Here is a 12,783-nt window from a genome sequence, read left to right as displayed (position 1 = left end):
AAATACTCATCTTATGGGAGGTCTTGTCATGAAATTTAATAGGTTCCGATACTTCGGAATGAGTGCACTACTGCTGTCTGCCTTCGTTGCAAGCCGTGCTGAAGGCGCTGTCTACGCAACCTACGATGCAGCGCAGCACGATGCGAATGGTTTTGCATTTGGTGACTTCGCCGACTTCTTCGCCGTTGACACTTCCAACGGCGTGATCAGCATCGATATCAATGCGGATGTTGAACCGGGCAATGGCTTGTTTGGTGGTATGGGTTCAGACATTGCCGCCGAGTTCAACGCCGCCACCACCCAGCTTGAAATCATGCTCACTGTGGATGCTCTCAATCTTGCTACCGGTTTTAATATCGTGCTCGTGGACAATGACGGGGTGAATACGGGTGAGGAATATCAATTTGGATTCGATCTGACCGGCATTACCCCCGGGGTACCGACATTGATCACTCAGTCGCTCGTCAATCCCGGTCCCATTTTCCGTCAGGCCGCATACAATCAGACCGATGGCGACGCGATTCAAAATTATGGTTTCCGGCAGATTCAAATTCAGAGTCTGTTCGGCGGCACGGACCGATTGAAAATCGACGTTCAAAGCGTCAAACTTGTTGATCCAGAAGATCCGCTCTTAATCGAGTTTAATACGACCACCTACGAGGCCCAAACGCAAAGCTTTACGTTTGGCACATTCAGCGATGTCGGGGCCGTCGACGTTTCTGGACCGACGATCTTGATCAACCAGGTCACCACTGGCGGCGGGGGGATCGGATTCAATGGCCTCAACGTGCCGTTTGAGGCAGAAGACTACCAGATTGAAATTGAGGCGAGATTACTTCCCGGCAATACCGCCGCACAATTTAATCTCGTATTGGGCGATGATGACGGCGACGATAGCGCTCCGGGACTTGGCGCCGAAGACTACAACTTCTTCATCGATACCGACAATTTCAACACGAGTGGATTTACCACGTTCACGATTCCCCTGGGTTCGGGGTCGGAAACAGATTTCGTGACGCAGTTTGGGTCGACGAATCCAGGAGACGGATTGCAAAATTTTGGACTCAGCCAAATGCAAATCCAATCGAGTGGTGTTGATCCGGGTGTGCTTGGTATTGAGATTCTGCGGTTTTCAATTGTTGCGCAGCCTGATGGCCTGCCAGGCGACTTCGACGGTGATAACGACGTCGATGGCCGGGACTTCTTGTTGTGGCAGCGTAATCCGAGTGTTGGCAATCTGTCAGATTGGCAGACCAACTATGGCGCTGGTGGTCCGTTGACTGCAGTCACTGCCGTTCCCGAGCCAGCGACTTTGCTGCTCCTTGTAAGTCTCGGCGGCCTGATTTCAGTTCGCCGCAGAGTTAGTTAGTTCCATGAAGTCACGACGCCGGCGGTGTGGGCAGCCCGCCGGCGCCTCGAATTCTTTTCCAAAATCGTTCCAGGTTCTCAATTCGAACAAGGGGAATGGTAGTCATGACAAGCCCCAGAAAATGTCGCGGTTTCACACTTGTTGAACTGCTGGTGGTGATTGCGATTATCGGCGTGCTGGTGGCGTTATTGTTGCCAGCGATCCAGGCAGCGCGCGAAGCGGCACGACGCGCGAGTTGTGTTAACAATCTTAAGAATGTCGCATTGGCCGCAGTCAATTACCACGATCAGAAAGGCGCCTTTCCGATCGACGAAGACTATTACGACAGCGAGGCGATTCAGGATGTCAACCTTGATTCACTCACTTACACTTGGCGAAATTTAAGGCCAGATGAACTGCCCAAAGGGGGACGGGATGGCGGAGGATGGATCGTCCGTGTCCTGCCGTTCTTGGAGCAGCAAAGTCTTTTTGACCGTTTCAATATCCCAGGCCGTGGACTCAATGGTGATTGGAATGTCAAGACCGCTCTGGGAATGAACTTCACATTGGATGCATCATTTCGTGCTGCTGTGGAAACTCAGCCTGCAGTGCTGGTTTGCCCGTCGGATGAGAATGGAGGCCTTCAAGGGAACCAGTGGCCCTACTCGGACGGTTCGGCAGTACCGTTTGCCCGTGACCTGCGCGTTGCCACGACCTGCTACAAGGGCAATGCCGGCGATGGTCACTACGAATTTCAGGCGGCCTTCGCTCCACAACCTGCAGGGCTCTATACCTATAATCCGCTTTTCCAATGTTACTCTGGAAATGACTGTTTAGGGATATTTTGGAGGACAACCTACATCCGTGGTGGCGTAAAAATTCACGAGATTACTGACGGAGCGAGCAACACATTTCTGATCGGAGAGGCATCGCCAATTGATGGTAATAGCGCAGCCTGGTCGAGCGACGGTGATTGGGGAGTCACGGCAATCGAACTGAACTGGGATATCGAAGCTTCCGGAGCCTGCACGAATCCCGGCGCTGTGGAGTGTTGGACTCGAACTCGAGGCTTTCGCAGTTTTCATCCCGGTGGAGCTCAATTCGCCATGGCAGATGCCTCGGCAAGATTTGTCCAAGACGACATCAATCCGCTGGTCTATCGGGCCCTGTCGACACGCAACAGAGGTGAGGTGCAGACCACTGAGTGACAGTCACGTCGGTGTTTTTTTCGAAAGTGGATTGGTATGCAATTACGTTTGAATAAGTCGGCTCTTGGATACAGCAGTTGCTTGGCGCTCTGCTGCCTGTTGGGATGCGGGAGCGAGTTTGGCGCGACTGTTGATGGTGTGGTGACGCTCGACGGAAACCCCATCTCGCCAGGCCTGATTACGTTCGCGCCCGAAGAACCTGGCATCGCGCCAGCTGTGAGTGATCTTGATCCTAAGGGTCGCTTTGAACTAACGACTAATAAAAAACTAGGAGTTAAGCCGGGGAAATACCGCGTTGCGATTCAGGCCTTCCGCCCACCCGATGTCCCAGAAGGTCAACGAACAATGAAGCCTTCCGAGCGTCTGGTTCCGGATAAGTATTTTGATATCAATACGTCGGGACTTGAGTTCACGGTCGAACCGGGAAATAACACAATTCCTGTGGAGCTTAGCTCAAAATAGATTCCTACATCTATGGTTGTTTTCTGGCAGCTTACCCTCCCAGAGTTGCCGGCATCCATTCCTGAAAACGATCCAAACAACAGAGTTTGACACCTTTCTGTTGTTTAGATCGGTAGTTTTTTTTGAAGAGATTCGTCAAGAAGTTGATCATCCACTTCTCACCATGACTACGAGACATCATGCGACCAAGCCTCACTCTTGCTGCTGTCTTGACTTGCTCTGCTTTTTGCCCGGCTTCCGCCTGGGCCATCAACGGCAATAGCTTGGTCATGCGTTCCAACGGTTCCGTCTCGGGGACTGATTGGACACTTGCTGACAGTGGCTTTGTGGGGACTTATATCACACTTGCAACTCCTGGCAACGTGACGATTGATGTTCAAGCTCAGGGGGTCGCCAGTGCTGGCATCAACCCTCGGATGAATATCGTGGTGAACGATGACCAAGTGGGTTGGGATGTCCCCACGGGGTTCAACAATTATCAACACACCTTGAGCCTGCCCGCGGGCACCCATTTTGTGCGTACGGAGTTTGCCAACGATCCGGAGAAATCGTCGCGGCAGTTGCAGATTCGCAATCTAAACGTAACGGGCGCGACGATTTCGAATACCAATAACGATGCCAACGCGCTAGCGGCGTCGAACACCTACATCAATAACTACCGCAAGGGAAATGTAACCATCGACTTGCAGGGGGCAACTCCCGGTGCAATTGTTAACGTGAGCTTGAAGAATCACGCCTTCAATTTTGGTACGGCCGTCGCAGGGGCAAACAATTCCACGATCATGAATGCGAACCCCGCCTCCGGGAGCACGGCGTTCAACTTCCAAGAGAAGCTCAAGCAGCATTTCAATGCGTTGGTCCCTGAGAACGCAGGCAAGTGGATTGAAAACGAATTTAACCGAGACTCCCAGTGGCATCCTCAACTCGACAAGATCGTGGCTTTCGCGGAGGCCAATGGCAAGCGTCTTCGTATGCACAATCTGATTTGGGACAATCAGCAACCTAATTGGGTCAATACACTACTCAATTCCGCAGCGAGCAATGCGACCGCTAGGAATGACCTCCGCCAGGAGATTAGCGAGCGGATCGACTACTACGTCGGCGACGGCGACAACGATTACGACGATGGCGATTTCGCCAGCAAGTACTACGAAATCGACGTGTACAACGAAATGGATCATACCCCGAAGTATTGGAATGCTTACGGCGCGAGCGGTATTGCCGACATCTACAACGAAGTGGCTGCCGCGGCAGGGCCCAACGTCGGCATCGCCACGAATGAATACAATGTCTTCCAAGATACCGGTGACTATTACGGCAACTGGTACAAGAGCAAAATTGAACAGCTAGTTGCTGCCGATGGTGCAGTGAGTGCCATTGGCATTCAATCTTATGACAACAATTGGGGGCCCGTCACGAGTCCCGACGGTTGTTGGTGCGCACATTTCTCCCCGCGCAAATTTCAGACTTTGCAGAACCTCGCCGTACTCGATATGCCGATCACGCTCACCGAGTTTGGCGTTAAGGCAGGCACAAGCCCCGCGCGAGCTGCGACGATTATGGAAGAGACCATGCGAGTCATGTTTGGCTCGCCCAATGCCACGGGATTCTATATGTGGGGCTTCTGGGCCGGTGCCATGTGGGATCAGGCACCCGCGGCGGCACTCTTTGACACCAACTGGAATCTCACCGTGCCCGGTCAGAAATACATGGATCTCATGGCTGAGTGGGACACGCAACTGACGACGACCGTGGGTCCCGATGGCACGATCAACTTCGACGGCTTTTGGGGTGACTATGAAATCACCATCGACGGCGAAACGTTTGACTTGACCTTGGACAAAGGCAATTTCGATTACAGCCTCATTGTCGAAGAAAGCATTGCCGGTGATTTTGATTTCGATGGCGACGTCGATGGCCGTGATTTTTTGGCGTGGCAACGGGGGGAGTCGCTCAATCCTTTTAGCGCTCAAGACTTGGCCGATTGGCATACGGCATTCAATGCCGGATCGCTTGCCGCATCAACGAATATTCCTGAACCGAATTCGATTGTGATCGTGGTTGTTTCCACCGGCTTGCTGGGGCTCTCGCTGGGGAACAGGAAATGTTACTGTCGGGTTTATTAATCGCAGGGTAACAAGGTTGGTGTCGTGGTTGAGTTATGGCAATAAATAGTTCCACACACGAACCCAACTCGGCGGAGTCAGGCAAGCTCTCGGTCAAGGAGAAGCTTGGCTACAGCTTGGGCGATTCAGCCGCGAATCTTGTCTTCATGACAATGATTCTTTTTCAAGCCAATTTTTATACTGACGTGATGGGAATCGCGACGGGAACGGCCGCAGTCATTCTGCTCGTTGCGCGGCTTTGGGATGCCTTCTTTGATCCTCTCATGGGGATGATGGCCGATCGCACACGCTCACGCTGGGGTCGTTTTCGGCCATGGGTGCTGTTTACGGCATTGCCTTGGGGCATTGTAATGTATTACGCCTATTCCACACCTACCGGGTGGAGCAGTAACGCGATCATCATCTACGCCTTCATCACCAACGTGTTGCTCATGACACTTTATTCCGCCAACAACATGCCTTACTCAGCTTTGGGTGGGGTGATGACTGGCGATGCCTACGAACGGACGAGCTTGAATTCGTATCGCTTCGTAGCGGTCAATCTCGCGCAGCTGCTCGTGGCTGGCTTCACGTTGCCGCTTGTCGCAAAATTCGCGGCAGCCTACGGAGAAGGCGAAACGGCTCGGGCTACTGGTTGGCAGATCACGATGGGCATGTGGGCCGTCGTTTGTGTCGTGTGTTTCTTAATTACCTTTGCCACCACCCGCGAGCGGATTGAACCCGCCAGCGAGCAGAAGTCGACTCCCAAGCAAGATTTCGCCGACCTGATGCGAAATAGTCCGTGGATTGTGATGTTCGTGCTGACACTCGTTCACTTTTCGATTCTTTCGATGCGTGGTGGGTCTTTTTACAATTACTATCACTACTATGCCGACAAGGGAGCCCTCTTCGACTGGCTGCAAAGTCTCGGCTTCACGGCAGCTCCACTTGCCGAGGGGGCAGCCGCGCCCGGGGGATTGCTCGACTTCCTTGGTTGGGTGGTTTATGCCGACCGCTCCAACCTTGCTAACTCGAATGTGGCAGACATGGCTCAAAGCGTCATCAATGTCATCGAGAAGATCGTTTTCATCCTGATGATCGTGCTCTCACCCATGTTGTCAAATCGCTTTGGCAAGAAGCCGATTGCCGTGGTTGGCTTTGCTTTGATGACTATCGTGTCGGGGCTATTTTATTTGCCTCGACCCGATCAAATTGGTTGGATGGTTACGCTGACAATTTTAGGCGGCCTAGCCTACGGACCCACGATTCCTTTGCTCTGGGCTATGTTCGCGGACGTAGCCGACTACTCCGAATGGAAAAACGGCCGTCGTGCCACTGGAATTATTTTTGCAACGATTGGCTTCGCTCTCAAAGCCGGCTTAAGCGTCGGAGCGTTTCTGTTGCTGATGCTCCTCCAGATGTACGGCTACGAAGCCAATCAAGAGCAAAGTGCCGAAGCCCTCCAGGGCATCCGTTTGTGTTCAAGCATGTATCCTACGATTCTCTTTGCCGTATGCACGGTCTTGCTCATTGCCTATCAAATCAATCATCGCACAACGTTACAAATTACCGAGGATCTTGCCGAGCGCAGGAAACATTCTCGTGTACGGACTTAAGTTATTCAATCATTGGTCGATCGCCATGAAGCCTCTCGGTAAACACATGAAGCCTTTTCACAAACAAGCCCTCGCAATCGTCTTTGGCCTGCAGTTTGTTACGATGACTGCCGCTCAGGCTCAGCACTCCTCACTCAAAGAGGCATACATCGATGATTTTAAGATCGGAGCGGCTCTGAGCGAGGATCAAGTTACGGGTAAGCTTCCCCAGGCGCTCGAAGTCGCGAAAGTTCAGTTCAACTCGATCACGCCAGAGAATATTTTGAAATGGCAGAACGTGCATCCCTCGCCCGGCAACTATAACTTTGAGCCGGTGGATAAGTTCGTCGAATTCGGTGAGAAGAACGACATGTTCATCGTGGGCCATACGCTCGTGTGGCATAACCAATGTCCTGATTGGGTTTTTGAAGACGAACAAGGTCAACCCATTGGTCGTGAGGCGCTATTAGAGCGCATGCGCGATCACATCCACCAAGTTGTGGGTCGTTACAAAGGACGAATCAAGGCGTGGGATGTCGTGAATGAGGCGATTGACTTTGAGAATGGTGACGAGAATCGCGGCAAGTGGCGTGAGACAAAATGGCTTGAAATTATCGGACCTGACTATATTGAAAAAGCATTTGAATATGCCCACGAAGCCGATCCCGATGCTGAGCTTTACTACAACGACTATGACGAGTGGAAACCAGGAAAGCGCGAGTATTACACGAAGATAGTCCGCAACCTTCAATCTAAAGGTATCCGTATTGATGGAATTGGTCTGCAGGGACACTGGGGGCTGGGTTATCCCTCGGTTGCAGAGCTTGATGAGATGTTCAGCGACCTGAGCAAGCTGGGAGTCAAGCTCATGATCACGGAACTCGATATCAACGTTTTACCAGACATCAATCCCGATGCGGGTGCCGATATCAACGTGCGCTTTGAAGAAAGCCCTGAGCTAAATCCCTATCCCAACGGATTGCCCGCCGACGTTGAACGGCAACTCACCGAGCGTTATGCCGAGCTATTCCGCGTTTTTCACGAGAATCGTGAGCATCTGGACAGGGTGACCTTTTGGGGCGTGGATGATGGTCAATCGTGGCGGAACTATTGGCCGATTCGAGGTCGCACTAATTATCCCCTCTTGTTCGATCGCAATTATCAACCCAAGCCGGCGCACGAAGCGGTCATTAAAATTGTGAGTGACGCCGAGTGATGACTTCCATTCCCTCAAGCTCCGCGATGACGTCACTGGTCTCTGCGTTCGTGTTGACGCTGTCATTGATCGTGACAGTGCCGGCCGATACGGTCCAGAATCCGGTTTTGGGCGGCTTTCATGCTGATCCGAGCATCTGCCGCGTGGGAGATGACTATTATCTCGTGAATAGCTCTTTTGAATACTTTCCAGGGGTACCGATTTATCACAGCAAAGATTTGGTGCATTGGCGGCAAATCGGCCACTGCCTAACGCGCAAAAGCCAGTTGCCGCTAGAAAACATGCGCGCCTCGGGGGGGATCTTTGCACCCACCTTGCGCTATCACAGCGGAACATTCTACTTGGTTACGACAAACGTCTGGGGTGGGGGCAACTTTTATGTCACTGCAACCGATCCCGCGGGCCCCTGGTCGGAACCCGTGTGGCTCGATCAGTTGGGCATCGATCCCTCGTTACTGTTCGACGACGATGGCCAAGTTTACTACAGTCGCCATGTGGGGGGAGAGGATGGCTACATCGGTCTGACAACTCTGGACATTGAAACGGGCAAACTCGAGGGAGAACTCAAAAATATCTGGAATGGCACCGGTGGGGTTTGGGCCGAAGGACCCCACCTCTATAAGATCAATGGCAAGTACTATCTGATGATTTCTGAAGGTGGTACGAGCTTCAATCATTGTGTGACCATGGCTCGGAGTGATTCACCAGGAGGGCCTTATGAAGCCAATCCCGGGAATCCGATCCTGACCCACCGCGATCAACCGGAAAGGCCCATTCAGGCAGTTGGGCATGCCGACTTGGTGGAAACTACAGACGGTTGGTGGATGGTATGCCTCGGCATTCGTCCCGTGGGAGGACCATTTCACCACATCGGCCGCGAAACATTTCTTGCACAGGTTTCATGGTCAGATAGCGGCTGGCCCGTGGTCAACAACAACCGTGGCATCGAATTCACTCTGCCCGCTCCACGGTTGACTCCGCATCCTTGGAAAACTCCCCCAGAACGTGAAGACTTTCACGCCGAGGAGCTTGGCTTTCATTGGAATTATTTGCGAAACCCGCAAGAGAAAAACTATTCTCTCACCGCTCGACCTGGGTTTTTGCGTTTGACGGGAACCAAGATCAAGCTCAACTCCCCGGACTCACCTACATTTGTCGGCCGCAAACAAACAGATCTCACCTGCGAAGCCAGCGCACTGCTGGAATTCGATACTCCGGAAGAAGGCGATGAGGCTGGCATCGTCGTCCGAGGCAATGACGACAATCACTATGTGCTTGGTGTGACGTTTCATGCCGGCCAACGGCAGGTCTTTCTTCGCCGAGTGCTCAAGGGAAAAACAGTCGAGCCCGTTGTCTACGCCGCGCTGCCCTCCGGCGCTGTGGAGCTTATAATCGAAGCTAGCCCTGAGAATTACGAGTTTCTGTTCCGTCCCGAGGAGGGGGAAAAAATTAGCTTGCAAACCGCGAAAACAAAGGATTTGGCCTCAGAGGTCATCGGTGGTTTTACCGGAGCCTATTTGGGTATGTTTGCCACCAGTGAAAGCGAAACACCTCCGGTAGCGGATTTCGATTGGTTCACCTATCGTTCACTTGATCAATAAATACATTTGTGCAAATGCAACAGACAGTCCGCATCATTTTTGTCCTGCCAGAATCTTCTAAGATACGAAGTTAGTATTATGACCGTGAGCATCGAGACTTTCCCCTATCAAATAGCCGACCTTCCCGTTGTCGATCGAGTCGCCGACTTATTGTCGCGGATGACACTCGAAGAGAAAGTGGCCCAGATGACCTGCATCTGGAATCAAAAAGCCGAATTAATTCTCGACGAAAACGGCAACTTCGATGAAGCCAAGGCACTCAAAAATTTTGGCCACGGCCATGGACTCGGGCAAGTAGGTCGACCCAGCGATGCGGGCAACGGCAAAGACGCCCGCGAAATGGCTGAACTTACGAACGCGATCCAGCGGTTCTTTATCGAGAATTCACGGCTCGGCATTCCTGTTATGTTCCATGAAGAATGTCTGCATGGACACGCGGGGATCGACTCAACGAGCTTCTCTCAACCGATTGGCCTGGGAGCCACCTTTGATCCTGGTTTAGTCGAACGATTGTATGCGATGACGGCCATCGAACTGCGGGCGCGCGGCGCGCAGCAAGCGCTCACCCCTGTGGTCGATGTGGCCCGCGATCCTCGTTGGGGCCGTGTCGAAGAAACCTATGGCGAGGATCCCTATCTGAACGCGACCTTGGGTGTTGCGGCCGTTAAGGGATTTCAAGGGGATGGTAAGTTCAGAGACAAGAATCGAGCCATCGCCACCTTAAAACACTTTGCCGCCCATGGTCAGCCCGAGTCCGGCAATAATTGCGCTCCCGTGAGCATCTCCGAGAGACATCTTCGCGAGACTTTTCTCGCACCGTTCAAAAAAGTTCTTGAGGAAGCCGGCGCGATCAGTGTCATGGCCGCCTACAACGAGATCGATGGTGTTCCCTGCCACGCCAGTCAGTGGTTGCTACGCAATGTGCTCCGCGATGAATGGGGCTTTAAGGGATTCGTCGTCTCGGATTACTATGCCATTCGAGAACTCGCCGAGCGTCCTGAACTCTATGGACATCATGTCGCACGAGATGGTCAGGAGGCGGCCTATTTGGCCATTAAGGCTGGCGTTAACATCGAGCTTCCCGAACCCGATTGTTATCTCCATTTGGTGGATTTGGTACAGGAAGGCACGCTCGACGAAAGTGAACTCGACGAGTTGCTGGCCCCCGTCTTGAAATACAAGTTCCTTCTAGGCCTATTTGATGATCCTTATGCCGACCCTGACTATGCTGAAACAATTGTTGGCTGCGATCAGCATGGTCGTCTTGCCCTTGAGGCCGCTCGTAAAACGATCACATTGCTGAAGAACGAGGGCTCGCTTGCGCCGCTCGATCTGACAAAGCTTAAATCCTTGGCGGTAATTGGGCCTAATGCCGACCGTGTGTTGCTCGGTGGCTACAGTGGCAAGCCCAAGCAGGCTCCCACGGTCCTGCAAGGTATTCGCGAGCTTGTTGGCGACTCGGTTGAGGTGCTTTACCATGAAGGCTGTAAGATTACCGTTGGCGGGTCCTGGTGGATTGATGAAGTGGTGGCCAGTGATCCCGCAAAAGATCGCCAAAGCATTGCCGAGGCCGTTGAAGTGGCTCGCCATGCCGATGTGATCGTGCTGGCCGTGGGTGGCAACGAGCAAACATCACGGGAAGCCTGGATGGGCAATCACCTTGGCGATCGAACCTCGCTCGATCTCTTTGGTCAGCAAAACGAGCTGATCGACGCTCTCGCGGAACTTGGTAAACCCATTATTGCCCTCGTGTTTGGCGGACGACCGTTGTCGATTGGCAATCTTGTCGATAAAGCCCAGACAATCTTCCAATGCTGGTACATGGGACAAGCCATGGGCCCAGCAGTTGCCGAAGCACTTTTTGGAGCAATCAATCCCGGAGGCAAATTGCCCATCTCGATCCCGAGATCCGTGGGCCACATCCCCGCTTACTACAACTACCGCCCATCGGCACGCAGAGGCTATCTGCTCGAGGATGTCTCGCCCTTGTATTCCTTTGGATTCGGATTGAGTTACACGCAATTCGATTTCGCACCACCCCAGTTAGCGAAAACGGCCATCGACGTTGGTGAGTCGACCAAAGTCACGATCGAAGTGACGAACACAGGCAGCCGTGTCGGCGACGAAGTTGTGCAACTCTATATCCGTGATCGAGTGAGCAGTGTCACGCGCCCCGTCAAGGAATTGAAGGGTTTTGAACGAATCACGCTCCATCCAGGCGAAACCAAGCTCATCACGTTTTCGATAACGCCCGAGAGTCTTTCCTTCTTCGACATCAACTATCAATACACGGTCGAGCCCGGAGAATTTGAGATCATGGTCGGAAGTTCATCCCTAGACAAAGATTTGCAAACAGTCGTTCTCACCGTATACAACCATTGTTCGTAGCGATGTTGGCCAAGGATGTTACAAATATTAGTGAGACTGTACTTACAAAAGTAATACACTCCGTGTCCTCTGTGGCTAAGTAAAAAAGCCTTTCCCGCCATCGGGAAAGGCTTTTCGCGTAACGAAGCTTTGCAAGAATCGCTTATTCAGCTTCTTGCTCGGCCATCAAGTTGATCTCCGACGCGATGCCGGTCAGGTTTTCGTCGGTTTCTTTTTCTTCTTCGAGCGTTTCCACGAGGAGATCGACCGCATCGGTCATCTCAAGCATTTTCGCGTAGGTGACGAGACTGCCGTAGGCGGCGATTTCGTAATGCTCGACCTTTTGCGCGGCACAGATCATCGCGGCATCGCGTGCCGGGCCGGCCTCTTCTTTTTCGATCAATTCCGAGCCTTCCTTGAGCAAGCCTTCCATGCCGGCGCAGTGCTTGCCGCGGGGGGCTTTGTCCATGCTTTTGAAGATGGTTTCCAAGCGTTCGATCTGACCTTCGGTCATGCTGAGATGATCTTCAAACGCGGTCCGCAGGTCTTCGCTTTCGGCGGCCTTCGCCATCTTAGGCAGCGCCTTGGTAATCTGGCGTTCAGCATCAAGCGTGTCTTTGAGAACGTCCATAAACAAATCGTCGAGATTTTTGAGGCTCATCGTAATACTCTCCCAAAAGAATGAGTGGTTGATTGTTTTCCAGGCGAGCCACAAATGCAAAGCACGTGCCGGAGGGGTGCGTTCAGCAAAACAAGAGAGTTAGCCGGCAGCGTCCCGCTGCCGATTTCTTTGAAAATTTATTTACAAATTTGGCCAGGCGATTTGGCCGCGCGGATGTGATATGTTTGGCGAGCCTCCCGCGTAAGCGGGGGGGAGTCAT

General features: G+C 52.6%; 10 protein-coding genes. 8 read left to right on the top strand and 2 right to left on the bottom strand.

The genetic code is table 11. The annotated features are described in order from the left end of the window. Positions 1–28: 28 nt before the first annotated feature. The 3 genes from AC6T8Q_RS19820 to AC6T8Q_RS19810 all read left to right on the top strand — a co-directional run bounded on the left by AC6T8Q_RS19820 (position 29) and on the right by AC6T8Q_RS19810 (position 3,018). Positions 29–1,369, top strand: a complete 1,341-nt coding sequence (locus AC6T8Q_RS19820; RefSeq protein WP_500680730.1) for a PEP-CTERM sorting domain-containing protein — start codon at positions 29–31, stop codon at positions 1,367–1,369. Between the two features lie 104 nt (positions 1,370–1,473). Continuing rightward, positions 1,474–2,556, top strand: a complete 1,083-nt coding sequence (locus tag AC6T8Q_RS19815; RefSeq protein WP_500680729.1) for a DUF1559 family PulG-like putative transporter — start codon at positions 1,474–1,476, stop codon at positions 2,554–2,556. A gap of 36 nt (positions 2,557–2,592) precedes the next feature. After that, the gene (locus AC6T8Q_RS19810) at positions 2,593–3,018 is read left to right on the top strand and encodes a hypothetical protein (RefSeq protein WP_500680728.1); all 426 of its coding nucleotides are present in this window, start codon (positions 2,593–2,595) and stop codon (positions 3,016–3,018) included. 31 nt (positions 3,019–3,049) lie between these two features. Here AC6T8Q_RS19810 and AC6T8Q_RS19805 read toward each other — a convergent pair whose 3' ends face one another. Further along, positions 3,050–3,289 carry a hypothetical protein gene (locus AC6T8Q_RS19805; protein WP_500680727.1) on the bottom strand — a complete coding sequence of 80 codons (240 nt, stop codon included), beginning with the start codon at positions 3,287–3,289 and terminating at the stop codon, positions 3,050–3,052. On the opposite strand from AC6T8Q_RS19805, the gene AC6T8Q_RS19800 reads away from it, so the two are divergent. From AC6T8Q_RS19800 to AC6T8Q_RS19780, 5 genes are all read left to right on the top strand, one after another. Further along, complete coding sequence (locus AC6T8Q_RS19800) at positions 3,288–5,144, top strand: endo-1,4-beta-xylanase (RefSeq protein WP_500680726.1); 1,857 nt, start codon at positions 3,288–3,290, stop codon at positions 5,142–5,144. The two genes, AC6T8Q_RS19805 and AC6T8Q_RS19800, sit on opposite strands and share 2 nt — an antisense overlap. A gap of 35 nt (positions 5,145–5,179) precedes the next feature. Continuing rightward, the gene (locus tag AC6T8Q_RS19795) at positions 5,180–6,739 is read left to right on the top strand and encodes an MFS transporter (RefSeq protein ID WP_500680725.1); all 1,560 of its coding nucleotides are present in this window, start codon (positions 5,180–5,182) and stop codon (positions 6,737–6,739) included. Continuing rightward, on the top strand, positions 6,726–7,934 hold the full coding sequence (locus AC6T8Q_RS19790; RefSeq protein WP_500680724.1) for an endo-1,4-beta-xylanase: 1,209 nt from the start codon (positions 6,726–6,728) through the stop codon (positions 7,932–7,934). The genes AC6T8Q_RS19795 and AC6T8Q_RS19790 overlap by 14 nt, the downstream gene beginning before the upstream one ends. Before the next feature lie 26 nt (positions 7,935–7,960). Then, positions 7,961–9,535, top strand: coding sequence for a glycoside hydrolase family 43 protein (locus AC6T8Q_RS19785; protein WP_500680723.1), 1,575 nt, complete (start codon positions 7,961–7,963; stop codon positions 9,533–9,535). 78 nt (positions 9,536–9,613) lie between these two features. Beyond that, positions 9,614–11,923 (top strand): glycoside hydrolase family 3 N-terminal domain-containing protein, encoded by a 2,310-nt coding sequence (locus AC6T8Q_RS19780; protein WP_500680722.1) that lies wholly within the window; start codon positions 9,614–9,616, stop codon positions 11,921–11,923. A 142-nt stretch (positions 11,924–12,065) separates the two neighbouring features. On the opposite strand, the gene AC6T8Q_RS19775 is transcribed toward AC6T8Q_RS19780, so the two are convergent. Then, the gene (locus tag AC6T8Q_RS19775; RefSeq protein WP_500680721.1) at positions 12,066–12,563 is read right to left on the bottom strand and encodes a YciE/YciF ferroxidase family protein; all 498 of its coding nucleotides are present in this window, start codon (positions 12,561–12,563) and stop codon (positions 12,066–12,068) included. Positions 12,564–12,783 lie beyond the last annotated feature (220 nt).

Origin of the sequence: Bythopirellula sp., assembly GCF_041737835.1 — a bacterium.
Classification (GTDB): domain Bacteria; phylum Planctomycetota; class Planctomycetia; order Pirellulales; family Lacipirellulaceae; genus Bythopirellula.
Note: the sequence above shows the minus strand (reverse complement) of the source record. Positions and strands in the feature narration are given on the sequence as shown.

Coding starts and splice junctions, on each gene's coding strand:
- AC6T8Q_RS19800 (WP_500680726.1), top strand. CDS start 3,288: ATGCGTTCCAACGGTTCCGTCTCGGGGACTGATTGGACACTTGCTGAC.
- AC6T8Q_RS19795 (WP_500680725.1), top strand. CDS start 5,180: ATGGCAATAAATAGTTCCACACACGAACCCAACTCGGCGGAGTCAGGC.
- AC6T8Q_RS19780 (WP_500680722.1), top strand. CDS start 9,614: ATGACCGTGAGCATCGAGACTTTCCCCTATCAAATAGCCGACCTTCCC.
- AC6T8Q_RS19785 (WP_500680723.1), top strand. CDS start 7,961: ATGACGTCACTGGTCTCTGCGTTCGTGTTGACGCTGTCATTGATCGTG.
- AC6T8Q_RS19810 (WP_500680728.1), top strand. CDS start 2,593: ATGCAATTACGTTTGAATAAGTCGGCTCTTGGATACAGCAGTTGCTTG.
- AC6T8Q_RS19820 (WP_500680730.1), top strand. CDS start 29: ATGAAATTTAATAGGTTCCGATACTTCGGAATGAGTGCACTACTGCTG.
- AC6T8Q_RS19805 (WP_500680727.1), bottom strand. CDS start 3,289: ATGACCAAGCTATTGCCGTTGATGGCCCAGGCGGAAGCCGGGCAAAAA.
- AC6T8Q_RS19775 (WP_500680721.1), bottom strand. CDS start 12,563: ATGAGCCTCAAAAATCTCGACGATTTGTTTATGGACGTTCTCAAAGAC.
- AC6T8Q_RS19815 (WP_500680729.1), top strand. CDS start 1,474: ATGACAAGCCCCAGAAAATGTCGCGGTTTCACACTTGTTGAACTGCTG.